At 59.1% G+C, this 26090-nt stretch carries 26 protein-coding genes; 8 read left to right on the plus strand and 18 right to left on the minus strand.

Features of this window, described 5'->3' with window-relative positions; all coding sequences use genetic code 11:
• Genes BMX80_RS01060 through BMX80_RS01070 form a run of 3 tightly spaced genes read left to right on the plus strand, consistent with a single transcriptional unit; the run spans position 1 to position 4771 of the window.
• Entirely contained in the window at positions 1-1272 is a 1272-nt protein-coding gene (locus tag BMX80_RS01060; RefSeq protein WP_074864225.1) for a DUF1302 family protein, read from the plus strand.
• A gap of 31 nt (positions 1273-1303) precedes the next feature.
• Positions 1304-2140: an outer membrane lipoprotein-sorting protein gene (locus BMX80_RS01065; protein WP_074864227.1), complete on the plus strand. Its 837-nt coding sequence runs from the start codon at positions 1304-1306 to the stop codon at positions 2138-2140.
• Positions 2141-2155: 15 nt separating this feature from the next.
• Positions 2156-4771: an efflux RND transporter permease subunit gene (locus BMX80_RS01070; RefSeq protein ID WP_074864229.1), complete on the plus strand. Its 2616-nt coding sequence runs from the start codon at positions 2156-2158 to the stop codon at positions 4769-4771.
• 138 nt (positions 4772-4909) lie between these two features.
• Here BMX80_RS01070 and BMX80_RS01075 read toward each other — a convergent pair whose 3' ends face one another.
• Both BMX80_RS01075 and BMX80_RS01080 read right to left on the minus strand, forming a co-directional pair.
• On the minus strand, positions 4910-5314 hold the full coding sequence (locus tag BMX80_RS01075) for a MerR family transcriptional regulator (RefSeq protein WP_074864231.1): 405 nt from the start codon (positions 5312-5314) through the stop codon (positions 4910-4912).
• Positions 5315-5580: 266 nt separating this feature from the next.
• Complete coding sequence (locus tag BMX80_RS01080) at positions 5581-6249, minus strand: c-type cytochrome (RefSeq protein ID WP_074864233.1); 669 nt, start codon at positions 6247-6249, stop codon at positions 5581-5583.
• Positions 6250-6608: 359 nt separating this feature from the next.
• On the opposite strand from BMX80_RS01080, the gene BMX80_RS01085 reads away from it, so the two are divergent.
• Positions 6609-6875, plus strand: a complete 267-nt coding sequence (locus BMX80_RS01085; protein WP_074864235.1) for a hypothetical protein — start codon at positions 6609-6611, stop codon at positions 6873-6875.
• Between the two features lie 308 nt (positions 6876-7183).
• Complete coding sequence (locus BMX80_RS01090) at positions 7184-7708, plus strand: DUF3806 domain-containing protein (RefSeq protein WP_074864238.1); 525 nt, start codon at positions 7184-7186, stop codon at positions 7706-7708.
• A 786-nt stretch (positions 7709-8494) separates the two neighbouring features.
• Here BMX80_RS01090 and BMX80_RS01095 read toward each other — a convergent pair.
• The 11 genes from BMX80_RS01095 to cydP all read right to left on the minus strand — a co-directional run bounded on the left by BMX80_RS01095 (position 8495) and on the right by cydP (position 17007).
• Entirely contained in the window at positions 8495-9592 is a 1098-nt protein-coding gene (locus BMX80_RS01095) for a TRAP transporter substrate-binding protein (protein ID WP_074864240.1), read from the minus strand.
• Positions 9593-9733: 141 nt separating this feature from the next.
• Complete coding sequence (locus BMX80_RS01100) at positions 9734-10231, minus strand: hypothetical protein (RefSeq protein WP_074864241.1); 498 nt, start codon at positions 10229-10231, stop codon at positions 9734-9736.
• 54 nt (positions 10232-10285) lie between these two features.
• Positions 10286-10723 (minus strand): VOC family protein, encoded by a 438-nt coding sequence (locus BMX80_RS01105; RefSeq protein WP_074864243.1) that lies wholly within the window; start codon positions 10721-10723, stop codon positions 10286-10288.
• Positions 10720-11532, minus strand: coding sequence for a helix-turn-helix domain-containing protein (locus BMX80_RS01110; protein ID WP_074864244.1), 813 nt, complete (start codon positions 11530-11532; stop codon positions 10720-10722). The genes BMX80_RS01105 and BMX80_RS01110 overlap by 4 nt, the downstream gene beginning before the upstream one ends.
• A 96-nt stretch (positions 11533-11628) precedes the next feature.
• A complete protein-coding gene (locus BMX80_RS01115; protein WP_139213985.1) occupies positions 11629-12249 on the minus strand; it encodes a leucine-rich repeat domain-containing protein in 621 nt (206 codons plus the stop codon).
• A gap of 211 nt (positions 12250-12460) precedes the next feature.
• Positions 12461-13585, minus strand: coding sequence for an aminotransferase class V-fold PLP-dependent enzyme (locus BMX80_RS01120; protein ID WP_074864246.1), 1125 nt, complete (start codon positions 13583-13585; stop codon positions 12461-12463).
• A gap of 65 nt (positions 13586-13650) precedes the next feature.
• Positions 13651-13941: a cyd operon YbgE family protein gene (locus BMX80_RS01125; protein ID WP_083394191.1), complete on the minus strand. Its 291-nt coding sequence runs from the start codon at positions 13939-13941 to the stop codon at positions 13651-13653.
• Positions 13934-14050, minus strand: a complete 117-nt coding sequence (gene cydX, locus BMX80_RS01130) for a cytochrome bd-I oxidase subunit CydX (protein WP_071871549.1) — start codon at positions 14048-14050, stop codon at positions 13934-13936. Before cydX ends, BMX80_RS01125 begins: the two co-directional genes overlap by 8 nt.
• 12 nt (positions 14051-14062) lie before the next feature.
• The gene (gene cydB / locus BMX80_RS01135) at positions 14063-15205 is read right to left on the minus strand and encodes a cytochrome d ubiquinol oxidase subunit II (protein ID WP_071871548.1); all 1143 of its coding nucleotides are present in this window, start codon (positions 15203-15205) and stop codon (positions 14063-14065) included.
• 10 nt (positions 15206-15215) lie between these two features.
• A complete protein-coding gene (locus tag BMX80_RS01140; protein ID WP_074864250.1) occupies positions 15216-16781 on the minus strand; it encodes a cytochrome ubiquinol oxidase subunit I in 1566 nt (521 codons plus the stop codon).
• Complete coding sequence (gene cydP / locus BMX80_RS01145) at positions 16759-17007, minus strand: cytochrome oxidase putative small subunit CydP (protein WP_071871546.1); 249 nt, start codon at positions 17005-17007, stop codon at positions 16759-16761. The genes BMX80_RS01140 and cydP overlap by 23 nt, the downstream gene beginning before the upstream one ends.
• A 248-nt stretch (positions 17008-17255) precedes the next feature.
• On the opposite strand from cydP, the gene BMX80_RS01150 reads away from it, so the two are divergent.
• From BMX80_RS01150 to BMX80_RS01160, 3 genes are all read left to right on the plus strand, one after another.
• The gene (locus tag BMX80_RS01150; RefSeq protein ID WP_074864251.1) at positions 17256-18320 is read left to right on the plus strand and encodes a DUF2157 domain-containing protein; all 1065 of its coding nucleotides are present in this window, start codon (positions 17256-17258) and stop codon (positions 18318-18320) included.
• Positions 18320-19126 (plus strand): DUF4824 family protein, encoded by an 807-nt coding sequence (locus BMX80_RS01155; protein WP_074864253.1) that lies wholly within the window; start codon positions 18320-18322, stop codon positions 19124-19126. The genes BMX80_RS01150 and BMX80_RS01155 overlap by 1 nt, the downstream gene beginning before the upstream one ends.
• A 71-nt stretch (positions 19127-19197) precedes the next feature.
• Positions 19198-19962 (plus strand): substrate-binding periplasmic protein, encoded by a 765-nt coding sequence (locus BMX80_RS01160; RefSeq protein ID WP_074864254.1) that lies wholly within the window; start codon positions 19198-19200, stop codon positions 19960-19962.
• A 124-nt stretch (positions 19963-20086) separates the two neighbouring features.
• Here the strand turns inward: BMX80_RS01160 and glmS are convergent, their stop codons facing one another.
• The 5 genes from glmS to atpD all read right to left on the minus strand — a co-directional run bounded on the left by glmS (position 20087) and on the right by atpD (position 26073).
• The gene (glmS, locus tag BMX80_RS01165) at positions 20087-21922 is read right to left on the minus strand and encodes a glutamine--fructose-6-phosphate transaminase (isomerizing) (RefSeq protein ID WP_074864257.1); all 1836 of its coding nucleotides are present in this window, start codon (positions 21920-21922) and stop codon (positions 20087-20089) included.
• Positions 21923-21935: 13 nt separating this feature from the next.
• The gene (locus tag BMX80_RS01170) at positions 21936-22694 is read right to left on the minus strand and encodes a DeoR/GlpR family DNA-binding transcription regulator (RefSeq protein WP_074864259.1); all 759 of its coding nucleotides are present in this window, start codon (positions 22692-22694) and stop codon (positions 21936-21938) included.
• A 67-nt stretch (positions 22695-22761) separates the two neighbouring features.
• On the minus strand, positions 22762-24123 hold the full coding sequence (gene glmU / locus BMX80_RS01175) for a bifunctional UDP-N-acetylglucosamine diphosphorylase/glucosamine-1-phosphate N-acetyltransferase GlmU (protein ID WP_074864261.1): 1362 nt from the start codon (positions 24121-24123) through the stop codon (positions 22762-22764).
• A gap of 105 nt (positions 24124-24228) precedes the next feature.
• Entirely contained in the window at positions 24229-24654 is a 426-nt protein-coding gene (locus tag BMX80_RS01180) for a F0F1 ATP synthase subunit epsilon (RefSeq protein WP_074864264.1), read from the minus strand.
• A gap of 42 nt (positions 24655-24696) precedes the next feature.
• Positions 24697-26073 carry a F0F1 ATP synthase subunit beta gene (gene atpD, locus BMX80_RS01185; protein ID WP_074864266.1) on the minus strand — a complete coding sequence of 459 codons (1377 nt, stop codon included), beginning with the start codon at positions 26071-26073 and terminating at the stop codon, positions 24697-24699.
• Positions 26074-26090: the final 17 nt, after the last annotated feature.

Here is a 26090-nt window from a genome sequence, read left to right on the forward strand (position 1 = left end):
ATGCCACGTGGATTGGCTCTACTGAGCGTGCTCAGCCTGTGCAGCGCCGCCGCGCTGGCCGACCTGCAGCCGGATTACTGGGATGGCGAAGTTGGCCTAGCCAGCGCCGTGCGCCTGCATGGCGACGAGGCCATTACGCAGAAACAGCTGTACCTGAAGGCGAGCCTAGAAGACTCGTGGGGCGACAGCTTCTACAAAGCCAAAGCGCGCGTACGCTACGACGCGCGCTACGAAGGCGATCAACCCTACAGCGATGCCGCCCGCGACGACTATCGCTTCACCGCCGACTGGCGCCACCTGTATTGGGGGCATCGCCTTGGCGATGGCGAGCTGACCTTAGGTTGGCAGCAAGTGGTATGGGGGCGTGCCGACGAGCTGCGCGTGCTCGATCAGGTCAACCCGTTGGATTACCGCGAAGGCCTCACCGCCTTGCTGGAAGACAGCCGCATCGCCCTGCCCATGGCGCGCCTCGTGCACCCACTGGGTGACTGGGAGCTGGAAGCCCTGTGGATTACCGACAGCAAAGCCAACCGCTGGCCCGCCGAAGGCAGCGAATTCGACGGCCCAGTGTTTACCCGCCCCGATCCGAGCCTGTTCGAAACCCAGCGCAGCGAGCAGTACCACGGCAGCGAAAAGTTCGCCTATGGGCTTAGCGCCAACGGTCAGCTCGGCTCAGTAGACGTCAGCGTGGTCGGCCTCAACAGCCGCCAGCAAGACCCGGTATATGCCATCACCGGCATTGCCGCCGATGGCCGCAGCCAAGTGCAGGCGCGCCATCCGCGCTACAGCATGCTCGGCAGCGGCATCGCCATCGACCCCGGCTACAGCTTGGTGATTCGCAGCGAGCTGGCCTACTTCGACAACTGGCAAGTCACCAACCCTTACCGCAGCCACGGCAGCGACCAGAGCAACATGCTCAAGGGCTTGCTGGGCGTGGATTACCTGTGGCGCGACTGGTTGCTCTCCGCACAGTGGCAAGAGCAGCACCTGTTGCAATGGCAGCCGGGCATGCTCACCCCCGAGCGCGACCGCCTGTTCACTCTGTCTGGCGAAGGCAGCCATCTGCAAGACCGGCTGAAAACCCGCCTAGTGATGGCCTTCTCGCCCCCAGCCGACGACAACACCCTGCTGCAAGGCATCTTCACCTACAAGCCCGCTGACTGGCTCAAGTTAGGGCTGGAGATCGACCTGTTCTTCGGCAACCGCGAGCAAGCCTTCGGCAGCTACCGCCAGCACGACCAAGTGCGCCTGTCTGCCGGCTACCTGTTTTAACCCCGAGCCCAAACACTACAAGGAGAGTCACATGTCACCCTCACTCAAGCGTCTCTGCGTTACCTCCTGCCTGCTGATCAGCAGTGTGGTCCACGCGGAAAACGCCCCCAATGCCGAACAAATCATGCAGCAGGCCCGCGACCGTCACGACGGTCACAGCTTTATTTCGCAGGTGTCATTGATCCTGCATGACAAGCAAGGCAACAGCCGCGTACGCGACTTCACCTACCTGCAAAAAGACTATGCCGACAGCGACAAATTCAGCATGTTCTTTAGCTCGCCCAGCGATGTGCGCAACGTGGCCTTTCATATCGAAAACCCCCACGAAGCCCTAAAACAAGAAGACAGCCAGTGGATGTACCTGCCGATCAGCCGACAGACCCGACGCATCTCCACCACCGACAAGCGCGGCGCGTTTATGGGCAGCGACTACACCTACGCCGACCTCGACAAAATCCGCGTCAATGATTACCGGCAAACCTTAGTCGGCGAAGAAACCCTGCAAGGCCGCGACTGCTATGTGATCGAGCGTGAGCCTGCGTCGCCAGCGATTCTCACCAAGACCGGCTACAACAAGCTCAAGGTGTGGATCGACAAGCAAAACCACTTGGTCATGCAGCAAAACTTCTATGACGTGAAAGATGTGCTGATCAAGCAGATGCGCACCAAAGAAGTCAGCACCATCGACGGCATCGACAGCATCACCCTCAGTGAAACCGAGCACTTCATCGACGGCACCCGTTCAGAAATGCGCTTTACCGACCTGCGCTACAACGTGTTGCTGGAAGACCGCCTGTTCACCCAGAGCGCCCTGCGTCGCGGCTTGAAAGCCAGCGATGTCAGCGCCCTGCAAACCTCCGCCCGCTAAGCAGGGATTGTCCACATGGAACGTTACTTAGATTTTGTCGAGCGCTATGCCAAGGCGTTGCTGCTCCTGCTGTTCGCCATCACCGCCTACTTCACCTATGCGCTGGGCTCACTGACTTCCGATACCAACCCGTATCTGCTCAAAGACACCCACCCGGCACGCAAAACCATCATCGACTTGCAGCAAGAATTCACCGGCACCTTCGACTCGGTGATGGTGTCACTGCATAACCCGCAGGGAGTGTTCAACCGCACCTCGCTGAATGCCTTGTACGCCCTCTCGCAAGCCGCGCGCTTGGTGGTGCTAAGCAACGAGCAAGATGCCCAGCAGTTGGCCAACCTGCTGGCCAAACACCCTGCCGATCAGCAGGCGCAGCAACTGTTTGCCGACATTCAGGCCGAGGGCCTCAGCCAAAACGACTACCGCCAACTGCAAGCCCTGCGCGACCACGCCCATGCCCAAGCATGGCACCCGCAAGACCGGCAATTTCTCGACTTTCTCACCGAACGGGTTAACCCCATCCGTGAGATGGCCTCGATGGGCGATCTGGAAAACATCCTGCTCAGTCAGGATGGCGAAATCCTCATCCACAAGACCCTGCGCGCCTATGACATGAACCCGGCCGAGGTCGAAAGCGAGATCATGAACAACGAGCTGATGCTCAACGGCGTGATCTCAACGGACAAAACCGTCGCCCTGCTGGTTGCCGAACTCGGCACCAAACAAGATGACGCCCAAGCGCAGCTACGTGCTTACCAGATCTTCCGCAAGATCGTCGCCGACTACCAAGCCGAGCACCCCGAGTTCACCGACGAGGTGTTTATCGCCGGCATGCCGATCTTCATCGGCGCCCAACAAGAAATCATCGACCACGACCTGGCCGTGCTGTTTCCGGTGGTCTTCTTGCTGATCACCGCGCTGCTGTTGGTGTTCTTCCGCAAGACCTTAGGCGTCGTGCTGCCGCTGACCAACATCATGCTCTGCACCCTGTGGACGCTAGGCTGCATGGCCTTGCTGGATGTGCCGATTGACCTGCTGACCAGCGTGCTGCCGGTGTTCCTGTTCACCATCTGTTGCTCGGACGCCGTGCACGTGATGGCCGAATACTACGAGCAGAAAAAAGCCGGCTTAAACAACCGCGAAGCCAACCGCGAAACCATGCGCCTGATGGCCATGCCGGTGGTGCTGACCACCATGACCACCATCGCCACCTTCGTCATCTCCACCATGACCAACATCGTCAGCATCCGTAACTTCGGCATTTTCATGTCGGTGGGGCTGGCCGTGGCCTTGTTGATTTCGCTGATCCTGATTCCCGCGTGGATTAGCCTCTGGGGCCGTGACAGCAAGTCGCAAGCGGCAGCAGCGAGCAAGCCTTCGCTTATTTCCGTTGCCTTGGTTAGCCTGTGCGGCCGCCTGATTGCCCGGCGTAAACTGGCTCTGCTGGTGCTGCTACCGCTGATGGCCGTCGCTACCGTGCTGACTTTTAACGTCAAAATCGAAGACTCGGGCATCGCCTACTTCAAAGAAGACAGCGCCATCCGCATCTCCGATGAATTCATTAACCGCCATGTCGCTGGCACCGCCCCCGGCTGGATTGCCATCGACAGCAAAAAACCACGCGGTGTGCTGGACGTTGAAGTGGTGGCCTTCATCGACAAGCTCGACCAGTTCCTGCGCGCACAACCGGATATCAGCTACGGCTACTCGCTGGCTACCTATGTGAAGCGCATGAATCTGGTGCTTAACGATATGCAGCCCGCTTATCTGCGTGTACCCGGCCCGCGCGAGACAATACGCAGCCGCGATGACGACGGCCAAATCGAGCAATTTGAAGTGGACGGCAACGACCTGATCGCCCAACACGTGATGTTGTTTGAAAACGGCGGCGGCTCAGACCTGACCAACGTGCTGAACGCCGACTACTCCAAGGCCCTGACCCTGTTCACCATGACCTCCTCGGTGGCCAGCGATTACCAGAGCCTGCTCGACCGCCTCGACGTTTGGCTGGCCGAGAACAAGCCGGCGCATCTGGAAATCACCCACGCCGGCACCCCCGTAATCTGGACCGGCGTGCTGCAAGAGATCACCCGTGGCCAAGTGCTGAGCTTCACCTTGGCCATGCTGGTGGTCGGCGGGATGATGATGTTCTGGCTGCGCTCGGTACGCTTGGGCCTGCTCGGCATGCTGACCTTGCTATGCACCTCGGTAAGCCTGTACGCCGGCATGTACCTGTTCGATATCGAGCTGAATATCGGTACCGCACTGGTGACCTTCCTAGTGGTTGGCGTGGTCGACTACGCGGTGCACTTGCTGTCGCGCATCAAGCGCTACGTCGAGCACGGCCAAGCTATCGACGCGGCCATTCTTAGCGCCATGCACAGCGTGGGGCGCTCGACGATTGTCAACGTGGTGATCTTCTCGGTCGGCTTCTTGGCCTTGTTGTTCTCCGACTACAAGCCAATTATCGACCTGGGCATGTTGGTCGCCTTGGCCCTGCTGATCAGCGGCATCATGACCATTCTGGTAATCACCTTAGTGGCACCGTGGTTCTTTGCCGCCGTCCGCCCACTTAACGCGCCAAACGAAGTGGTCTTGAGTCCTGCTGGCAACTTAGTTAGCGAGGGCTAAACCGTGCGCTGCTGCCGCTTATCCCCAAGCGCCGGGATAAGCGGCCAGCCACACCACGGTGTAATGCACAGCGCTCCAGCGAACTGGCCGCCGCCGGCACATAACGCCGCAACATGCGCTGCAATAAGCAACTGAGGCCTACGCAGACTGGCGTTTTTTTTTCAGCTCAAGAGCTTCGGCTTCCAGCGGGCACTCGTGCCGCGACGCTTGCAGGTCTTCCTCGAACACCTCTAGGGCGTTAAAAACCGTTTCTAGCTGGAGGATTTCCGTGCAGATCTCACGCTTCTTGCGCTGAATCTCGGCTTGGGCCAAGTCCCAGGGGAAACGTCCGCCGGTGTAGTCACGCAAGATATGCTGCAGCTCCTTGAGCTTGAAGCCCAACTGCTGAGCGCACTTAATAAAGCGCAGCACTTCGACACTGGCCGGATCGTAGACCCGGTATTTTCCTTCACGCTTGGGCTGGGGCAGCAAGCCGATGTCTTCGTAATAACGAATCGACTTGATGGTCGTACCCGACAGCTCTGCTGCTTTTCCGATATACATATGCCTTCCATTGCAGAGCGCGCCAAGCCAGGCTGAACTCGGCGCAGCATTGATCACTCGCCGTACAGCTTGGCGACCTGAGGCTGCATTTTTGTGACGGCGACATTAAAAGTCAAAAAACAGACAAGTCGCAATGCAAGCAATCACTGCGCCAAGGGCCCGGCGCAGGTTTTTCGTTCGATCCTTCAGTGCACCACGCACTGCATGCGTGCAGCGCACGCTATGCCGCACCGTATTGGCTCACGCCATGCGCAAACGCAGCTTACTCAGTGCTGATGAACGTTACCGTCGGGGTGCACGTGGCTGTTCTCGTTAGCCGCCGGCGCGGCTGGTGCCGCGTGCTCGGCGTGGTCGGTGTGATCAGGTTGTGGGTGATGACTGCCAGTGTGGTCGTGCATGGCGCTTTCACCGCCGCCGTGTTGATGGCCATCGCTGCTAGCCACTAAGGCTTGGTATTCCTCGGCGCTTAACTGCGGCAAACGCTGCAACAGCGCGACCATGCCCCAGATGTACTCATCGGCCATGCTCTTGCCCCACGCCGGCATGCCGCTGGCTTTAATGCCGTGCTTGATCATCCAAAAACTTTGCGCCGGGTCGCGCGGCGGGTTGGCCGTGGCCAAATTCGGCGGCGCGGGGTACAGCGCTTGGCTTAGCTCGGTCACCGCCACGCCCGGCGCCAAGTGGCAGCCAATACACATGGCCTGATAGTTACCCGCGCCTTGGCGGATCAACTCGGCATCATCCAACGGCGGCACCGCAATCCCCGCCGACCGCCGCGCCACGGAACGCTCGCGCGCCACTCCTAAGATCTGGTGCACCACATCACTGTGCGGGTCATCGGCCCCGACATTAATCGCCCCGGACAACACCACACCCGCTGCCGCTGCGGTAACCGCAACCCCGGTGATAACTAACGTGGCAATGACATTTCGCACTGGGTGGCTCCTCATCTTGGCTAGTTGCCGCAGTGTTAGGTTTGACCTTGGGGGAAGGTCAAGGGTGGTTGGCTGAGCAGCCATGCTTGATGGCTGTTGTGGCAATGGACTTTTGGGGTGGAGGGCGGGTAGTGTCTAGTGACATTGATTTTTTGTTTTTCTAACTAAGCAACGCTGCGTTTCGATGTAAAGCCTTCGGTGATTTTTTGGCAAGCAAGGTGAAGTGATATGTGAGCTTTTGGGCGGAGAACTCGGCAACTCTTTTCTCCACACAAGCAAACAATAAAAACACACAACTCTGCTTGACCAATAAAATCAAACCTACAAGCAATAAAGTAAGACCATAACAAGGACGTAATATGGAAAACCCCATAGAAATCATGGCCGCCTGCGGAGCGCTAATCGGCATAACCATGCTATTCGTTGGCCATGTATTCATCATGACCTCCGCATTCGCAAAGCATATAGCCTGGGGACTGAGCATTCTACTATTTGCCCCAGCCAGCATTATTTTCTCTATTGCACACTGGGACTATGCAAACTACGGCGCCAAACTTTTCTTAAAAGGCCTAGCAGTATCAATAGCATGCGGCCTTATCTTCTCATACACCACCGGCACACAATAAAAACAAGACAAATATATCAACCACCTCTACAAGAGGGATAGATTGTAAATCAACTATTAGCCATAAACCATACCAAAGGGCGTGAAAAATAATTAAAGTAAGCAGTAGAGAAACGGAGCCGCCAGCTTAACAGTCAGTGTGGTGACACCTCTGTAAAGCGGCAATAGAGACATTTGCATCGCAATATGTAATCACAATTATGCCCCACAGCAAATTGGTAACTAGAATTGAGTATTTTAAATACAATACCCGTAACCGCTATCCGAAATACTACCTTACCCGCATATCTACTACTCTTATGTGTACACATGACATCCTATGGTGGTACAAAAACAGATGATCCAAACGAAGTTGTAATTAAAACACCGACTGGCGAAGTAGTCGCCGAGCACCGGACTGAGGAGCCCTTTCAGCAAGATATCTCCCCAGTGAAGGCTAATGTTATTTCAGAGATCTCTGCTCTTGCCCGCGAGGCTTCTAACTTCCAACAGAAATACTTGCCAGTAGTAACAATTCTGTCGCTCGAAACGCTGGATCAAGCGGTTATGCACTGGCGGAATGATGACGTGAGTGACTACAGCGAACGTGAGGTCATAGCGATTCTTGGTGCTTATCTTGGAGAAAGGCTTGCCGCAGACTTTGGATTAAAGTGGGTTATCGTATCCGACAAGTATGGTACTGACTATGCGGTGACAGATAATGAAAGAGGCACTCAAGTATTTCCATTCTCATCTGTTGCTAAGCGCATAGACCTTACGGAAGCTAGGATTATGGTCGGAATTTACTACACAGCTAAGCATGGAATCGAAAATAGCAGAGCAAATAGAAATTAGCTTTAAAAATAAAAAGTAGGAAATTTATAATGTAGTTCGTTGCCTGTGTTTCATTGTTAGTTCTGCTTTCGCCTCCCGGCGACTTACTATTCTTTGCGAAAGAATAGTAAGCACAAGAAACAGGCCCCCAACATTGGCTCGGCTGCGCCGAGTTCCCTCGCTCCAGGCCTGCTGGAGGGGGCATTGGTGCAGGTCGATGGTTTGGCGGTTTGCACGTCTAGATTGATGTTTGTTTATTACTTGTTTGTTATTCCCTCACCCCGGCCCTCTCCCAAAGGGAGAGGGGGGAAAACGGCTGATTAGCTTGGACTAGGCGTTTGCATTTAAGCCCTCTCCCTTGAGGGAGAGGGTTGGGTGCGGGTGTTGAATATGAATGCCATTGATTCAGCGCGCACCAACTGCCCCTTTTATCCGGCTGAGTGCAGGCTGGCTGGAGCGGGGTAAGCCGCAGGGATGCGGCGCAAGCGGCGATGGGCTAGGGATAGCCCTTCGCCGTGGCCCTGCGTAAGCCTGCCGGAGCGAAGGAATCCAGCGAAGCTGGACCGGATAGTGGGGCAAGCGTTTTGGGTTACTTTTGCCGCGACTGGCAAAAGTGACTCGCCCGGGAAGGGCGAAACAAGAAGGCTCGATAAACTCGGCAATCTGCTTAACGCCAAAACACCAAAGCCCATCGCTTTGCAGACCCAATGCAACCTTAGTGAATGCTCAACAGGTTAGAGGATAAGCAAGGTAAACAGCGGCCCACGATATGACCGCCCTGCAGTCACATCGTGAGCTGAGTTGAGCTTAGCGCCAGTTGTACAGCTGCTGCTCGGTCAGCGCACTAAGCTCGCTGGCTTGCGCGCGGAAGGCCTTCATCGATGCCCAAATGCGGCTGCCCAAGTCGCTTTGCGCGGCAAAGTCATCCAGCACTTCTTCGCTGGCGGTGCGCAGCGCTTTGATCACCTCGTCAGGGAATTGGGCAAACTCCACCCCTTCGGTTTTCAGGCTTTGCAGCGCTTGCGCGTTGTTGAAGGTGAAGTCGTCGAGCATGTCGGCGTTACAGCTGCGCGCGGCTTCTACCACGATGGCGGCGAGGTCGTCGGGCAGTTGGTTGAGCGCGGTTTGGTTGATCAGCAGCTCCAGCACCGCTTGCGGCTCTTGCCAGCCCGGCGCGTAGTAGTAGCTGGCGGCTTTGTGCAGGCCAAAGGCTAAGTCATTGTAGGGGCCGATCCACTCAGTGGCGTCGATGGCGCCGGTTTGCAGCGCGGTGAAGATCTCGCTGCCGGGCATGATCACCGGGGTTGCGCCCAATTTAGCCAACACTTCGCCGCCTAACCCCGGCATACGGATTTTTAGCCCGGCGAGGTCTTCCACCTTGTCGATGCGCTTGTTGAACCAGCCGCCCATCTGCATGCCCGAGTTGCCACAGGCAAAGGGCTTCACGCCAAACGGGGCGTAGGCTTCGTCCCACAGGGCTTGGCCGCCACCTTTGTGCAGCCAGGCGTTCATTTCTTGCGCCGACAGGCCAAAGGGTACAGTGGTGAAGAAGGTCGCGGCGGCGACTTTGCCCTTCCAGTAATACGCCGCGCCGTGGCCGATTTCCGCGGTGCCGCGCGACACGGCGTCGAACACTTCCATTGGCGGCACTAGCTCGCCGCCGGCGAACACTTTAATGGTTAAGCGCCCGCCACTCATGCGCGTGACGATATCGGCAAAGCGCTGCGCACCGGTGCCCAAGGCGGGGAAGTTTTTCGGCCACGCGGTGACCATCTTCCACTCAAAGCGCTGTTGCTCAGGCTTGCCTGCGCTTGCCGGCGCTTGTTGTTCTTCTTGTTTGCAGGCCGACAAACCCAGCGCCGCCAAGCCCAAACCCGCAGCACCGATCAGTTCACGACGTTTCATTAGCGTTCCTTGTTATTGGTAAGGCAGGCAGCACTATGCCAAGCCGCAAAGTGACCTGCCAGTCTAGCGGTAGAAGCCTTGCTCGTGAGGTGTAACCAGATCAGCAATTACGCCGATGACGAGCAACGCAGAACCCATTACTTAGCCTGCGGTAATGGCGGTTAGTCTCTGTGCAGCGCTGGCCAATAAGCAGCGCGAGTACAGGCGATGAAATCCTGTCAACGCCTGAAAGCCCACTCCCAGTTTTCCGCTCGGTTGCAGCGGGACAACCGCCGAGCCAAAAAATAGACGTGTCGCCGGTGGATTGCTTGGCAGCGGCTGCACGCTCAACCACGAACGTGTGCGTCCAACCGCCAAGACAATCTCCTGCGGCCTACGCGCGCTCACCTGCCATGCCGAGAAGTGCAGCAATTCGCCAAGCGCTAACTGCCGCGCCAGTGCATCACTTGCAGGCATGCCCATCAGCAGCCCAATCAGACCACGCTCTACCTTAAACAGCCGCGAGGTGTAAAAGGCTTCGATCCACACAGGCAATGTAATAGCACCAGGCACCGTGAGCGTGTAGCAATCGGTGAAAGCACCACTGGCTTGGTAGCTGGCCAACAAGGAATCGACGGGGACAGAGGTAGCGACGGGCATATATAACCTTCTGTTAGAGCACCGCTTAGTTAGCGCGACGGTAGCTGCCGGGAGTTACTTGCCAAGCTCAGCCAACGCCTGCGCAGTGTAGTTGTGCGCAAATTCTGTCGACGGCAGAACAGGCGCAATCACATCGATCAACACCCCATTGGGGTCCACGGTGATGAAATGCCGCTGACCAAAGTCTTCGGCACGCAGGTTTACTAGCATTGGCAATCCCGCCTGGCATAGCCGCTGGTATTCATCATCAACGTCTTCCACTTCCAAGTTGATGATTAGGCCATTGCTCACTTTGCCACGGAAATCCGCCGGCACACTGGGGTGCTGCGGGTCGAGAAACGCCATTTCAAAACAGGCCGCCTGCGTGGTTTTCAAACTCACGTACCACGGCGAGTCGAAGGTGACTGTCAACGGAAAATGGGCTGTCCAGAAAGCCGCCGAGGCCGCCACATCGTGGCTCATGATGACGGGATACAGGCTGGTGATCTTCATCGCAGGACTCCTTCGTCCAAGTAAGTGGAGTCTGAAGGATGCGGAGCACGATAACTGGGGTCTTGTAAAAATGCGGCATCTGTCCGCGCGCGCGCCGGCGGCAGCCCGGCAAAGCGCACACAGTCGTGGCTTAGATGACTTTGATCGACGTAGCCTAGGCGTGCGGCGATCTGCGCAATCGGTAACGGGCTGCCGACCAGTAACGCCGCTGCCCGACGAAAGCGCAAGATCGCGGCGAACAGCTTCGGCGACAGTCCCACCGTGTCGCGAAAGGCGCGCTCAAATTGCCGGCGACTCTTGCAATACAGCGCCGCCAATTCGCTCACCGTGAGCGGGCCTGGGGTCTGCTCGACATAGCGCACAACGGCATCCAGCCGAGAAGGCACGGCAGGATGGCGCAGCAGATAGTGGACAAGCGTGCTGTCCAGCTGGGCAAACAGGGTTGCCGCGGGCAGATCGGCGGCCAACCAATTGAAATTCACGGCGAACGCGTCATCGGCGGGCTGCACCGTGTTGGTCAGCTCCAACGCCTTGGCGGCGAGAAAGTGCCGACTTTGCCCTGCCCGAAAGCGAATGCCCAAGTAGTGCTGCGCGCGCTCCAGGGGCACCTCGGTGCAGTGCGTAGTGGTGCCAAACGCACGCAGCCGATAATCGCCGGGGCCGATCACCAGCACGACATCGACCGCACCATCGGGGCTGATGGCGAAAGTGTCGTCGCGGTTGTCCAAGCCCAGCCAATAGTGGCTGATGTAAGGCCGCAACGGGGCTGCCGGTAATGCCAGCTGCACCGCAGGTGGGGGTAAGTTCATCGCCTCAATAGATCCTCCTGTGCAGGCTCTAGCCTAGCCCGTACGGCCCGCCAGGCGCGAGCACCCGAGCGGCTCCAACCAGGCAACGGCGCGGCGCTATACCTCGTAACGCTCACACCAGCGGCAGACCAGCTCGGGCCGCAAGCGCCGGAGGTCGGCGAAGTTTTCCTGCGGGGCAAAGCGGGCACAGTCCAGCAGGCGCAAGCGGGGAATTTCAGCCAGGTAGTGCAGCGCCGGGTCGTCCAGCTTGACGGCAGTCAAGAACAACGCCTCGAGGCGCCGCAGCCCGGCCAGCGGGGCCAACGAGGCGAGACGCTGTTGCCGCCACATCCCGCCTTCGATGCCGAGGGCGATCAACTGGTGAGCCTGCTGGAAAGCGTCGAGCCGATGCAGGTGCTTGGCGTTCTCGATAAACAGCCGGCGCAGGCTCGCCAACTCCAGCAGCGGCTCCCAAGCGCAGGGCGCGCGAACATCGATCAGCTTCAAGGTGCGCAGCTGCTTCAACTGACCCAAGGGCGTCAGGTCGGTGGCCGTCAGGTCATGGATTTCCAGGTAGCTCAGCGCGCTGAGCTGGGCGATTTCCTGCACAAACGCCTGATTGACCTGTTTGGCCACCAGCTGCTCGATCGCCCCGCGCGCAGCTAGGCCACGCTGCGAATGCCGCTCGCGGCGAAACGAGACCCGCCGCGCGTCGAGCGGCACCTCGGCCAGGGTCATCACGCACTCTGGCCAAGTGTCCCAAGCTTGATTGTCCCGGTACTCGGCTGGTTCTGGCATTTCTGGCATAGCCGTTCCCTCGTCTTCGTAGCGCGCCAGACAGTGTAGACCGGCTAGGCGAGCAGGCCGAGAACCGCCCGGAGAGCAGTCAGGGGCAGCACCGCCGCGCCAGCGCGGCCGGCAACACGCCAGCCCGCTGGCGCCGGGCGCCTTACAGCTGCTTGAGCGCGGCCTCTAGGCTGGCCACGCTGCGGCTGACGTTGTGCAGTTTGTCGAGACCGAACAAGCCGATGCGGAAGGTGGAGAAATCCGCGCCTTCGTCGCATTGCAGTGGTACGCCGCCGGCCACTTGCAGGCCGATGGCGGCGAATTTGCTGGTGTTTTTGATCGCCGGGTCTTGGGTGTAGCTGACCACCACGCCGGGCGCTTCGAAGCCGGGGGCGGCGACGCTCTTGTAACCGTGCTCAGCCAGCAAGCGGCGTACTTCGCGGCCTAGTTCTAGTTGCTCATCACGCACTTTTTCGAAGCCGTACTCGGCGGTTTCGCGCATGATCGCCGCCAATTGTGCCAAGCCGTCGGTGGGCATGGTGGCGTGGTAGGCGTGGCCGCCGTTTTCGTAGGCACGCATGATCTCCAGCCACTTGCGCAGGTCGCAGGCGAAGCTGTTGCTGGTGGTCTGTTCGATACGCGCCAGCGCACGCTCGCCGAGCATCACCATGGCGCAGCACGGGGTGGCGCTCCAGCCTTTTTGCGGCGCGCTGATCAGCACGTCGACACCTACTTTGCGCATATCCACCCACAAGCAGCCCGAGGCAATGCAGTCGAGCACGAATAAGCCGCCGACTTCGTGCACGGCATCGGCCACGGCGCGCAGGTAGTCATCGGGCAGCAACATGCCGGAGGCGGTTTCCACGTGCGGGGCAAACACTAGGCTGGGTTTTTCCGCACGAATAGTAGCGACCACTTCGTCGATCGGTGCAGGGGCAAAATGCGCTTCGGCGCCGCTCTCGATGGGGCGGGCTTTGAGTACGGTGGTTTTCGCTGGCAGCTGGGCCATGTCGAAGATCTGGCTCCAGCGGAAGCTGAACCAGCCATTACGGATCACCAAGCAGTGCTGGTTTTGCGCAAACTGGCGGGCTACGGCCTCCATGCCGAAGGTGCCGCTGCCAGGCACGATGGCGCAGGCATCGGCGCCGTACACCTGTTTTAAGGTGCTGGACAGCTCACGCATCACGCCCTGAAAGCGCTGTGACATATGGTTAAGCGCACGGTCGGTGTAAACCACCGAATATTCCAGCAGGCCATCGGCATCGGGTTGCGGCAGCAGGGCGGGCATAGAGCGTTCCTTCTATATACAGTTGTCAACGGTAAAGAAGGGCAGCTTACCAGACCTGTGCGCGATTACAGGGCAACACCTTGCGCTTGCGCCAGCAGCACATAACCCCAGGCCATCAGCGGCCACGCGACGAGCGGCTGAAACACCCAGCGCCACGGGCGCGACTGCGGGTCGAAGCCCACGCCGTGCACAATCGCCGCGCTTAAGCCGAGCATCAGCCACATCAGCGCGCTGTGGTTGTACTGCCCGCTGGCATCCACAAACAGCCCAGGATGCACCAGCAGCACCAACACCAGCGGCGTGGCGAGCAGGCAAGACAGCCCGCGCGCCGCTGGGTGTTTGAAGGCGTTAGGCATCCTCATCGACTTCGCTGTCGAGGTTCTGGGTGGTTTCCAGCCACAGGGCATTGATGATGCCGAGGCTGCAAGCTAGCAACACGCCGAGTATCCAGGTGAAGTACCACATAGGTTGTGCTCCTCAGTACAGGCTGTGCGAGTTGTTTTGGATATGCGCGGTGCTGACCTTGCCCCACATCTTGGCGTAGCTCCACAGGGTGTAGAGCAGGATCAGCGGCACGAAGATGCACGCCGCCACCAGCATGATGCCGAGGGTTTTGTGGCTCGACACGGCGTCCCACACGGTAAGGCTAGAGGCCAAATCAAGGCTCGACGGCATCACAAACGGGAACAAGGCAAAACCGGCGGTGCACAGGGTGCCGACAATCGCGAGACTGGAGCCGGCGAAGGCAAAGCCACCACGCCCAGCGGTGGCGGCAGCAAAGGCCAGCGCCGCACCGAGAATGCCCAACATGGGCGCCCACTTGGTATGCGGGTACAGCTGGTAGTTGGCCAACCAACCGGGGTTATCGGCCAGCACGGTTTTGTTCAGCGGATTCAGCGCGCTGTCTACGGCGCCGATTTGGCTGATATGCAGGCCGACGATATCGCCCTGCCACAGCCACACGCCGCAGCCAATAAACGCCGCCAAGAACACCAGCGCGCAGACTTGCGCGGCGCGTTGGCTGCGCGCGGCGATGGCGCCTTCGCTGCGCATCATCAGCCAAGTGCCGCCGTGCAGCATCAGCATGCTCAGGCTGACCACCCCGGCGAGCAGAGCGAACGGGCTGAGCAGCTGCCAGAAGCTGCCCTGATAGCTGGAGCGCAGGGTGTCGTCAAAGCCAAACGGCAGGCCGAGGAACAGGTTGCCAAACGCCACGCCGAACACCACAGACGGGATTAGTGCGCCAACAAACAGGCCCCAGTCCCAGCTTTGCCGCCAGCGGGTGTTGTCCAGCTTGCTGCGGTAATCAAAGCCCACCGGGCGCACGAACAAGGCAAACAGCACCAGCAGCAAGGCCCAGTACAAGCCAGAGAACGCCGCGGCATACACCAAGGGCCACGCGGCAAACAGCGCGCCACCGGCGGTGATCAGCCACACCTGATTGCCATCCCAGTGCGGGGCGATGGTGTTAATCACCACGCGGCGCTCGTCGTCGGTTTTGCCAACAATCGGCAGCAGCGCGGCGGCACCGAGGTCGAAACCATCGGTGAGGGCAAAGCCGATCAGCAGCACGCCGACCAGCACCCACCAGATCAGTTTGAGCATTTCGTAATCAAACATGGTGGCCTCCTCAGGCGTGCGCCGGTTGGGCTTGTTCGAAGTGATAGCGCCCGGTGTGCAGGCTGGATGGCCCCAAGCGCGCGAAGCGGATCATCAGGTACATCTCGATCACCAGCAGCACGCTGTAAAAGGCAATCAGCGCCAGCAGCGAGCCCCACACATCGGCACTGCTCACGCTAGAAGCCGACAAATGGGTGGGCAACACTTCGGCAATCGACCACGGCTGGCGGCCATGTTCGGCCACGTACCAGCCGGTTTGCGCGGCAATCCACGGCAGCGGCAGGCTGAACAACGCCCACTTTAAAAGCCACGGTTTGCGTTCTTCGTTTTTGCGCGCCGAGGCCCAGAAGGCACAGGCGAACAGCGCCAACATCAGGAAACCGGCGCCGACCATAGCGCGGAAGCTCCAGAACAAGCTGAACACGTTGGGGATGGTGTCCAGCGCGGCCTGTTGGATTTGCGCTTCCGTGGGATCCACCACGTTGGCGGTGTACTTCTTCAGCAACAGGCCGTAGCCGAGGTCTTGCTTGACCGCTTCGAAGGCCGCACGGGTAGCGTCACTGGTGTCGCCCGCCCGCAGCTGTTCGAGCAAGCCGTAGGCCTGCATGCCAGTGCGGATGCGCGCCTCGTGCTGCACTAACAGGTCTTTGATGCCGGTGACTTCTTTATCAATCGAGCGCGTGGCGATCAGGCCCAGCACGTAGGGGATCTTCACCGCGTAGTCGGTGCGCTGTTCTTCCTGATTGGGCCAGCCGATCAGGGTGAAGGCGGCCGGGGCTGGGTGGGTGTCCCATTCGGCTTCGATGGCGGCGAGCTTAGTTTTTTGCACGTCGCCTACCTCGTAGCCAGACTCATCGCCGAGCACGATCACCGAGAGAATCGACGCCAAACCAAACGCCGAGGCAATCGCAAACGAGCGGCGGGCAAAGCCTTGGTCGCGCTTCTTCAGCAGGTAGTAGCTGGAGATCGCCAGCACGAAGATCGCCCCGGTCACGTAGCCGGCGGCCACGGTGTGCACGAACTTGACCTGCGCCACCGGGTTAAACAGCAAGGCGCCGAAGTCGGTCAGCTCCATGCGCATGGTCTGGTAGTTGAACTCGGCACCCACCGGGTTCTGCATCCATCCGTTGGCGATCAGAATCCACAGCGCCGACATGTTCGAGCCAATCGCCACCAGCCAAGTCACAGCCAAGTGTTGCAGCTTGGACAGGCGCTCCCAGCCGAAGAAGAACAGGCCGATAAAGGTCGATTCCAAGAAGAACGCCATCAAGCCTTCGATGGCCAGCGGCGCGCCGAAGATATCGCCCACGTAATGGCTGTAGTAGGCCCAGTTGGTGCCGAACTGGAATTCCATGGTCAGGCCGGTGGTGACGCCCAAGGCGAAGTTAATGCCGAACAGCTTGCCCCAGAACTTCACCATGTCCTGATAGACCTGTTTGCCGGTCATCACATACACCGACTCCATGATCGCCAGCAGAAACGCCAGCCCCAGGGTGAGCGGAACAAACAGAAAGTGATACATCGCCGTCATAGCAAATTGCAGACGCGACAGGTCAACGACCGCTTCTGAGATCATCGCGGTTTTCCTCTAGGCTTACGGGATTCGGGGTAGCGCTGCCGAGCAGGCGCTCGGCGACGCGCGCGGTGCCATCGACGGGCACCGTAGGGGCAGCAAACCAATAGGCGCGGATCACCAGCAGCACGGCCAGTTTGATCAACACCACCACGGCCAACTCGCGCACCAGCGGGATGCGCCACCAAGGCCGAGCAGGCACAGAAGGGGTAGACGGCAGTGCAGGCATGGCCGCACTCCTCGGGCAAAGCCCTGGGTCATTTGGTAACACAATGTTAAGCCCTGCAGAGCCTGTGCACGCTGCGGCTAAATGTCGCAGGGGCCGCTTCTTGATTGTGAACAACGACAAACTGCAGCTTAAGCCGCCAAGCCGCAAGGCCGACGCTGCGGCCTAGCCGACAACATCGGCAGCCATTCTGGGCTACAGTGCGCACAGCACAAGGCTGGCCCAGCGTGGGCCGTGCAACGAGGAGCTGTATGAGCGAAGTGACCCGCGAACAGGCGCAGCAACGCGCCAGCCAAATCCATGCCTTTCATGCCGAGCTAGAGCTGCTCGAACGCCAACAGGTGTTGAGCCTTAACGACAGCCAGCGGCAGCGCTTGGGCGAACATCACCAGCGCTTACTCGAACGCTTTAGTCAGCAACTGGATATCGACACCAGCGCGCGCAGCGAGCAACTGTCGTTGGGCATGCGCGTGGCCTCGCTCTTTGGCGCGTTGGCCTTTGCCTGTGCCTTGTTCTTCTTGTTCTACCGCTTTTGGGGGTTGTTCAACACGCCCAGCCAAGTGGCCGTGCTGATTGGCAGCAGCGTGGCCAGTTTAGGCCTAACGCTGTGGCTGAATCAGGTCGATCGCAGCGGCTATTACTGCAAGCTGGCGGCGCTGCTGTGTTTTACCGCCTTCGTGCTGAACCTCAGTTTGCTCGGGCAAATCTTCAATATCACCCCCAGCGACAAAGCCTTGCTGCCGTGGGGCGCGCTGGCCTTGTTGCTGGCCTATCAGTGTCGCTTGCGCTTGCTGTTGGTGGCGGCGATTGCCTGCTTGGTGGCCTTTATTGCCGCGCGGGTCGGCGCTTGGGGCGGGGTGTATTGGCTCAGCGTGGGCGAGCGGCCGGAGCATTTCTTCCCCGCCAGCGTCTTGCTACTGAGTATTCCTGCACTGCTCAGCCAACAGCGCTGGTACGGCTTTGCCGCCACCTACCGGATTGCCGGGCTGCTGTGCTTGTACATTCCCTTGCTGGTGCTCGGTTATTGGGGCGAAAGCAGTTACTTGCCGTGGTCGGCCAGCAGCATCGAACTGCTCTACCAGACCCTCGCCTTTGTGCTTAGCGCACTGGGCGTGGCCGCCGGGGTTAAGTTCGCCCACAGCGATGTGCGCAACACCAGCTTGGTGTTCTTGCTGCTGTACCTGTACACCAAGTTCTTCGACTGGTGGTGGGAGCTACTGCCTAAGTACCTGTTCTTCCTCCTGCTGGGGCTGATCTCATTGCTGCTGTTGGTGCTACTGACCCGCTGGCGCCGCCAGCTACAAGGAGGTGTCTAATGCTCACCCCACGTCGCAGCCTGTGGTTGGGCTTGGCCGTTATTTTGGGCACGAATGCCATCGTACTGGCGGGCGTTTGGCAAAACCGCGCCGGCGTGCCGGACAGCAGTCTGCGTTTCAGCGAGCGCGAATTGCGCCTAGACCAACGCCGCCTGCTCGATGAAGGCGACGACAGCGGCCTGCTGCTTGAGCTGCGCTGGCAATACCCAGACTTCAACTGGCGCTATGACTCGGCGTGGCTTAGCCAAGCCGCGCTGCACAATATCGGCTTTAACGTGCCCAAGGGGTTTAGCCACGACGAGCGCGAGCGTTATATCCGCCAACTCAGTCGCCCTGCGTACTTGCTGCTTGAGCTGGATGGCCCCGCCTATCAAACCCGCTTGAAACAAGCCGACGACGCCGTAGCCAAAGCCACCGAAGCACTGCGAAAACTCAGCGACAAACAACAGCGCCAACGCGAGCTAGACGACGCCCAACGCGCCGCGCACCACGAGCGCACGCAAGCCAGCCGCTTAATTTTGCTCGACGCCGACAGCGATGCCGCGCGGCTGCGTGAGCGCTACCCAGACCGCAGCCGCTACCTGATCGTGCCCGGCCGTGTCTCACCGGGTGTGCGCTACGCTAATCATGAACACCAAGAGCCTTACTACACGGCCTTCCCGCAGCTGCTAAACGAACATATTCACGTGCCGGCCAGCTGGCGCGAACGCTTGGCCGACTGGCCGCAACGCTGGCAAGACAGCCAGAGCAGTCGCTTTATCAGCGTGCATTATGGCCAACGTTACGAACCCTGGCTGGCCGAATAAGCCCACTGCTAAGATCAATCCACACAATGGAAGAACCGGCAGGAAGCCAAAGACAAGGAGTTCGCGTCGCCATGCCGGTTCGCGGTTTTACCCTAGCCCTCAGCCTAGTGCTGACGCTCTGCGGCCTCAGCCCACAGGCCAGCGCCGAACACACCGGTCTGACCCTGTATACGGAAAACTTCCCGCCCTATAACTACGGCAACGACGAGCACGCTGATGGCTTTAGCGTGGCCGTGCTCGAAGAACTCAGCCGGCGTTTAAAGCAACCCCTGCATATTCGCGTGGTGCCGTTTAACCGCGCCTTACAAGATGTGGAGAAAGCCCCGAACCGCGGGCTTTTCTCCATCTACCGCACCGAAGAACGCGCCGCACGCTACAAATGGGTCGGCCCACTAACCAGCGCCAATGTTGCTTTACTCGCCCACCGCGACCGCCCCATCACCCTTAGCCGCCTTGAAGACGCGCGCAGCCTTGAGCGCATCGGCGTGCAAGAAAACAGCGCCTACCACTACACCCTAATGAGCCTCGGCTTTGCCAACTTAGACACCGCCGCCGCCGCCCTGCCCGACGAAGCCGGCACGCCCAACATCCACCGCCTCTACAAAGGCCGCATCAACCTGTGGGTAGCCACCGTCGCCAGCGCCCGCGAAAAAGCCCGGCTGCTCAGCTACGACCCGGACGAGCTGCAAATCGCCTGGGTACTCGCGCGGGATGATTTGTATTTAGCGTTTAATCTGGATACCGAAGATGCACTGATCCGCGATTGGCAAGCTGCGCTAGATCAGCTCAAGCGGGAGCCGCTGTGGCAGCAGTTGGAGCAGCGGTATTTGCGCTAAAAGGCGGTAGGCCCAAACACCCTCAGGTGAGCACAGGCAAAACCCGCAAAAATCCGTAACCCGCTAGGCTTAGCGCGCTCGCTGCAAACGCTGAAACGAGCGCGCGTAAGCAAGCCCCCTAGCTTTACTCCACCGTCACACTCTTGGCCAAGTTACGCGGCTGATCCACATCCGTGCCCTTGAGCACCGCCACGTGGTACGACAGCAACTGTAGCGGCACGGTGTACAAAATCGGCGCCAGAATGTCATCGATATGCGGCATGGCAATCACGCTGCAGCCTTCCTCGTCATGCAGCCCGGCTTGTTTGTCGGCGAAGACAATCAACTCACCGCCGCGCGCGCGCACTTCCTGCAGGTTAGATTTGAGCTTTTCCACCAGCTCGTTGTTCGGCGCTACGGTGACCACCGGCATGTCGCTGTCCACCAAGGCCAGCGGGCCGTGCTTTAGCTCGCCAGCGGGATAAGCTTCGGCGTGAATGTAAGAGATTTCCTTGAGCTTCAGCGCGCCTTCCATCGCTACCGGGTATTGCGTGCCACGGCCCAAGAACAGCGTGTGGTGTTTCTCGGCAAAGCGCTGGCTGACCTGCTCGACCACGGTATCCATCGCCAAAGCTTCTTCAAGTTTATTCGGCAGCTGACGCAAGCCTGCGACCAGCTCGGCAACGCGTGCCGCACTCAAGGTGCCGCGCGTTTGCGCTAAGGCCAAGGTGAGCAGCTGCAAGCCGACCAGCTGGGTGGTGAAGGCTTTGGTGGAGGCCACGCCAATCTCAGGGCCGGCGTTGGTCAGCAGGGCCAGATCCGACTCGCGCACCAGCGAGCTAGTGCCGACGTTACAGATGGTCAGGCTGGCCAGATAGTTCAGCTCTTTGGCCATGCGCAGGGCGGCCAAAGTATCGGCGGTTTCGCCAGACTGGCTGATGGTGATGAACAGGGTGCTGTCTTGTACCACCACGGGACGGTAACGGTATTCGCTAGCTACTTCTACTTGGCAAGGCAGCTTGGCGAGGTCTTCCAGCCAATAACGCGCCACCATGCCGGCGTGATAGCTGGTGCCGCAGGCGATGATCTGCACCGCTTTGATCTGCTTAAACAGCGCGTCGGCTTCGGCACCAAAGGCGCTGGACAGCACTTGCTGCTGGCCTAAACGGCCTTCCAGCGTGCGCTGCACCACGGCGGGTTGCTCGTGGATTTCTTTCAGCATGTAGTGACGGTATTGGCCTTTATCGGCAGCTTCGGCGCTGTCTTTGAACTGCACGGTCTCGCGCTCGACGGGTTCGCCTTGGCTGTCCCACAGTTGCAGGCTCTCACGGCGCAGCTCGACGATGTCGCCTTCTTCTAAATAGACAAAGCGGTCGGTCACTTGGCGCAGGGCCAGCGGGTCGGAGGCTAAAAAGTTCTCGCCAATGCCTAAACCAATCACCAACGGGCTGCCGCTACGCGCGGCCAGCAAGCGATCGGGCTGCGCAGCAGAAATCACCGCGAGGCCATAGGCACCGTGCAGCTCTTGCACGGCGGCTTTAAGGGCGTCAGCCAAGTCATCGAATTGCTTCAGCTTATGGTGCAGCAAGTGCACGATCACTTCGGTGTCGGTCTGCGAGGTGAACACATAGCCCAAGGCTTTAAGCTCATCACGCAGCACTTCGTGGTTTTCAATGATGCCGTTATGCACCACCGCCAAGCTGTCGCCAGAAAAATGCGGGTGCGCGTTGGCTTCGCTCGGCACGCCGTGGGTGGCCCAACGGGTATGGGCAATGCCGAGGCTACCGGGCAGCGGGCTGGCCTCAAGAGCGCCTTCTAGCTCAGCCACTTTGCCGGTGCGGCGGGCGCGCTTGAGTTGCCCAGAGGTGTTGATCAGCGCCACACCTGCGCTGTCGTAGCCACGGTATTCCAAGCGCTTGAGGCCTTCGATCAGAATCGCGCTGACATTACGTTCGGCAATGGCGCCAACAATCCCACACATAGCTACTCTCCATTTATTCGCTGGCAATGATCAGCTTTACCCCGTGGCTGCGAATCTGTTCGGCAGCCTCCGCGCTGATAGCACTGTCGGTTACTAAGGTCTGGATGCCTGCCCACGGCAGCTCCAGATTAGGAATTTTGCGGCCGATTTTGCTCGAATCAGCCATCACTACCACCTCGCGCGCCACCTCGGCCATCACACGGGATAGGCCAAGCAGCTCATTGAAGGTGGTGGTACCACGATTGAGGTCGATGCCATCGGCACCGATAAACAATTGGTCGAAGTCGTACGAACGCAAAACCTGCTCCGCCACTTGGCCCTGAAAGGACTCCGAATGTGGGTCCCAGGTGCCGCCGGTCATTAACAGGGTAGGTTCGTTTTCCAACTCGCGCAGCGCGTTAGCTACCGCCAGTGAGTTAGTCATCACCAGCAGGCCACGCTTGTTAGCCAGCTCAGGAATCAATGCTGCGGTAGTGCTGCCGTAATCCACCAAGATGCGATTGTGTTCGCGAATACAGCTGGCGGCGGCTTTGGCGATCTGCTGCTTAACCGGGGCGATGCTCGGCTCGTGGGCGAACTCGCTGGGTAAACTCACCGCTCCGCCATAACGGCGCAGCAGCAAGCCGAGTTTTTCCAGCTCGGCGAGGTCTTTGCGGATGGTGACTTCCGAGGTGCTAAACCGTGCCGCTAGGGTATCCACAACGACCTCGCCCTGCTCATTAAGCAAGGCGAGGATCTGATGGCGGCGCTGTGCGGTGTTGCGTTTCGTCACAATTAAGTTTCGATTCGTAAGTTAAGTGGGCGAATCAAAACATAAGCGTCTTACGGGAGGCAAGCCATTACTGCTTAACGGGTCGCTTCCACGTATCAATCGTGCGCTGCTTGGCACGCCCCACAGCCAGTGCGCCATCTGGCACATCTTGCGTCACGGTCGAACCTGCGCCCGTCGTCGCGCCGTTGCCGATAGTGACTGGCGCCACCAGCGAGTTGTTCGAGCCGATAAAGACGTCATCACCGAGCACGGTTTTGAACTTGTTCACCCCGTCGTAATTACAGGTGATAGTTCCGGCGCCGATGTTGCAGTTCGTGCCCACCTCGGCATCCCCAATGTAGGACAAGTGATTGACCTTAGAGCCAGCGGCAATCTTGGCTTTCTTAGTCTCGACAAAGTTGCCTACCTTCACCCCATCCGCCAGCGCCGTGCCAGGGCGCAAGCGCGCGTAGGGGCCGATGTCGCAATCGGCTGCCAATTCAGCACCGTCGATATGGCTAAAGGGTTTAATCACCGTGCCGGCGCCAATGCGGCAATCTTTCAGCACACAGTGCGCGCCAACCTGCACGCCATCGGCCAGCTCGACGTTGCCTTCGAGAATCACGTTCACATCCAGCAGCACGTCTTTACCGACGCTCACGTTGCCGCGTACGTCTAAGCGCGCAGGATCGAGTACGGTGGCACCGGCGCGCATTAAAGCTTCCACTTGGCGCGCTTGGTAGAAGCGCTCCAGCTGCGCCAGCTGCACACGGTCGTTAGCACCGAGCACTTCGCTTTCGCCGCTGGGCTGCTCGGTGGCAACCCGCAGGCCATCGCTAACGGCCATGGCGATCACGTCGGTGAGGTAGTACTCGCCCTGCGCATTGCTATTGGATAAGCGACCTAGCCAATCGCCCAAACGTGCGCCGGGCACGGCGAGAATGCCGGTGTTGCCTTCGCGGATTTGCTTCTGCGCCTCACTGGCGTCTTTTTGCTCGACGATGGCCTGCACCGCGCCATCGGCGCCGCGCACGATACGGCCGTACCCGGTGGGATCTGCGAGGTTCACCGTGAGCAAGGCGATCTGCTCCGGTGTCACTTGCGCTAGTAAGCGCTGCAAGGTGCTGGCTTGAATCAACGGCACATCGCCATACAGCACCAGCACAGTACTGCCCTCGCCTACCTCTGGCTGCGCTTGCGCGACTGCATGGCCGGTGCCGAGTTGTTCGGCCTGCACGGCAAAGTTAATGTCTGGCGCGGCATGGCGCTCGCGTACCAGCTCGGCGCCGTGGCCAATCACCACATGAATTTTGCTCGGCTTAAGCTCACGCGCCGCATCGATCACGTGGCCCAGCATGGCTTTGCCCGCTACCGGATGGAGTACTTTCGGCAAGGCCGAACGCATGCGCGTGCCTTGGCCGGCCGCGAGAATAATCACTTCTAAAGTCATAAGGGTTTCACGTGAAACAATGCAGGAATAAAAAAAGGGGTAGCCAAGGCTACCCCTTTCTCACAGCAGGATGAAGCGCTGTCTGGCACAAAGGCCAGCGCAGGCTTAACCGCCGAACTTTTTGCGCAGTTGCTGCACGGTACGCAGCTGAGCAGCGGCTTCGGCCAACTGAGCAGCGGCATTACCGTAATCGAACTCGGCGCCTTTTTCATTCAGTGCTTTTTCGGCATCTTTCAGCGCCTGCTGGGCAGCCGCTTCGTCGATGTCGCCGGCACGAATGGCGGTGTCGGCCAAAACCTTCACCATGTTCGGCTGGACTTCCAGGAAGCCACCGGAGATGTAAATCACCTCGGCTTCACCACCCTGCTTGATCACACGGATCGGGCCCGGCGTCAGGTCGGTGATCAACGGCGCGTGACCGGGTGCAATACCCAGATCACCCAAGTTGCCGTGTGCCACAACCATTTCAACCAGCCCGGAGAAGATTTCTTCTTCCGCGCTTACGATGTCGCAGTGGACTGTCATAGCCATAGTACTCGCCTCAAGTAGGCGCCCGCGAACGGGCGCACTCAATTACAGTTTCTTGGCTTTCTCGATAACTTCTTCGATGCTACCTACCATGTAGAACGCTTGTTCTGGCAGGTGATCGTAGTCGCCATTGAGGATGCCTTTGAAGCCTGCGATGGTGTCTTTCAGCGACACGTACTTGCCTGGCGCGCCGGTGAAGACTTCGGCCACGAAGAACGGCTGCGACAGGAAACGCTGCATCTTACGAGCACGGTTTACCAGTTGCTTGTCGGCTTCGGACAGTTCGTCCATACCCAGAATCGCGATGATGTCCTTCAGCTCTTTGTAGCGCTGCAGAACATACTGCACCTGGCGAGCAACACTGTAGTGCTCTTCACCAACGACCAGCGGGTCGAGCTGACGCGAAGTAGAGTCCAGCGGATCAACCGCAGGGTAGATACCCAGCGAGGCGATGTCACGAGACAGTACAACGGTGGCGTCCAAGTGGGCGAAGGTGGTCGCCGGGGACGGGTCAGTCAAGTCATCCGCAGGTACGTAAACGGCCTGGATCGAAGTGATCGAGCCTTTCTGCGTGGAGGTAATACGCTCCTGCAGTACGCCCATCTCTTCGGCCAGGGTCGGCTGGTAACCTACTGCAGAAGGCATACGGCCCAGCAGTGCGGATACTTCAGTACCGGCCAGGGTGTAACGGTAGATGTTGTCGACGAACAACAGTACGTCACGACCTTCGTCACGGAACTTCTCAGCCATGGTCAGGCCGGTCAGTGCAACGCGCAGACGGTTACCCGGCGGCTCGTTCATCTGGCCGTATACCAGGGCTACTTTGTCCAGTACGTTGGAATCCTTCATCTCGTGGTAGAAGTCGTTACCCTCACGAGTACGCTCACCCACACCGGCGAACACAGAGTAACCACTGTGCTCGATGGCGATGTTACGGATCAGTTCCATCATGTTTACGGTTTTGCCCACACCGGCACCACCGAACAGACCAACCTTACCACCCTTAGCAAACGGGCAAACCAGGTCGATAACCTTGATGCCAGTTTCCAGCAGCTCGTTGCCGCCAGCTTGCTCGGCGTAGCTCGGCGCAGCGCGGTGGATTTCCCACTGCTCTTCTTCGCCAATCGGGCCAGCTTCGTCAATCGGGTTGCCCAGCACGTCCATGATCCGGCCCAGAGTCGCTTTACCGACCGGTACGGTGATGGCCTTGCCAGTGTTGTTAACACTCAGGCCACGCTTGAGGCCTTCGGTCGAGCCCATGGCGATCGAACGAACGATGCCGTCGCCCAGCTGCTGCTGGACTTCTAGGGTTGTTGCTACGCCTTCAACATTCAAGGCGTCGTAGACGTTCGGCACCTGATCGCGGGCAAATTCCACGTCGATCACGGCCCCGATGATTTGAACAATACGTCCGCTACTCATCATTTGGTTCCTCTAAG

Origin of the sequence: Atopomonas hussainii, from assembly GCF_900109735.1 — a bacterium.
Classification (GTDB): Bacteria; Pseudomonadota; Gammaproteobacteria; order Pseudomonadales; family Pseudomonadaceae; genus Atopomonas; species Atopomonas hussainii.

Coding starts and splice junctions, on each gene's coding strand:
- BMX80_RS01060 (WP_074864225.1), top strand. CDS start 1: ATGCCACGTGGATTGGCTCTACTGAGCGTGCTCAGCCTGTGCAGCGCC.
- BMX80_RS01065 (WP_074864227.1), top strand. CDS start 1,304: ATGTCACCCTCACTCAAGCGTCTCTGCGTTACCTCCTGCCTGCTGATC.
- BMX80_RS01070 (WP_074864229.1), top strand. CDS start 2,156: ATGGAACGTTACTTAGATTTTGTCGAGCGCTATGCCAAGGCGTTGCTG.
- BMX80_RS01075 (WP_074864231.1), bottom strand. CDS start 5,314: ATGTATATCGGAAAAGCAGCAGAGCTGTCGGGTACGACCATCAAGTCG.
- BMX80_RS01085 (WP_074864235.1), top strand. CDS start 6,609: ATGGAAAACCCCATAGAAATCATGGCCGCCTGCGGAGCGCTAATCGGC.
- BMX80_RS01090 (WP_074864238.1), top strand. CDS start 7,184: ATGACATCCTATGGTGGTACAAAAACAGATGATCCAAACGAAGTTGTA.
- BMX80_RS01095 (WP_074864240.1), bottom strand. CDS start 9,592: ATGAAACGTCGTGAACTGATCGGTGCTGCGGGTTTGGGCTTGGCGGCG.
- BMX80_RS01100 (WP_074864241.1), bottom strand. CDS start 10,231: ATGCCCGTCGCTACCTCTGTCCCCGTCGATTCCTTGTTGGCCAGCTAC.
- BMX80_RS01105 (WP_074864243.1), bottom strand. CDS start 10,723: ATGAAGATCACCAGCCTGTATCCCGTCATCATGAGCCACGATGTGGCG.
- BMX80_RS01110 (WP_074864244.1), bottom strand. CDS start 11,532: ATGAACTTACCCCCACCTGCGGTGCAGCTGGCATTACCGGCAGCCCCG.
- BMX80_RS01115 (WP_139213985.1), bottom strand. CDS start 12,249: ATGACCCTGGCCGAGGTGCCGCTCGACGCGCGGCGGGTCTCGTTTCGC.
- BMX80_RS01120 (WP_074864246.1), bottom strand. CDS start 13,585: ATGCCCGCCCTGCTGCCGCAACCCGATGCCGATGGCCTGCTGGAATAT.
- BMX80_RS01125 (WP_083394191.1), bottom strand. CDS start 13,941: ATGCCTAACGCCTTCAAACACCCAGCGGCGCGCGGGCTGTCTTGCCTG.
- cydX (WP_071871549.1), bottom strand. CDS start 14,050: ATGTGGTACTTCACCTGGATACTCGGCGTGTTGCTAGCTTGCAGCCTC.
- cydB (WP_071871548.1), bottom strand. CDS start 15,205: ATGTTTGATTACGAAATGCTCAAACTGATCTGGTGGGTGCTGGTCGGC.
- BMX80_RS01140 (WP_074864250.1), bottom strand. CDS start 16,781: ATGATCTCAGAAGCGGTCGTTGACCTGTCGCGTCTGCAATTTGCTATG.
- cydP (WP_071871546.1), bottom strand. CDS start 17,007: ATGCCTGCACTGCCGTCTACCCCTTCTGTGCCTGCTCGGCCTTGGTGG.
- BMX80_RS01150 (WP_074864251.1), top strand. CDS start 17,256: ATGAGCGAAGTGACCCGCGAACAGGCGCAGCAACGCGCCAGCCAAATC.
- BMX80_RS01155 (WP_074864253.1), top strand. CDS start 18,320: ATGCTCACCCCACGTCGCAGCCTGTGGTTGGGCTTGGCCGTTATTTTG.
- BMX80_RS01160 (WP_074864254.1), top strand. CDS start 19,198: ATGCCGGTTCGCGGTTTTACCCTAGCCCTCAGCCTAGTGCTGACGCTC.
- glmS (WP_074864257.1), bottom strand. CDS start 21,922: ATGTGTGGGATTGTTGGCGCCATTGCCGAACGTAATGTCAGCGCGATT.
- glmU (WP_074864261.1), bottom strand. CDS start 24,123: ATGACTTTAGAAGTGATTATTCTCGCGGCCGGCCAAGGCACGCGCATG.
- BMX80_RS01180 (WP_074864264.1), bottom strand. CDS start 24,654: ATGGCTATGACAGTCCACTGCGACATCGTAAGCGCGGAAGAAGAAATC.
- atpD (WP_074864266.1), bottom strand. CDS start 26,073: ATGAGTAGCGGACGTATTGTTCAAATCATCGGGGCCGTGATCGACGTG.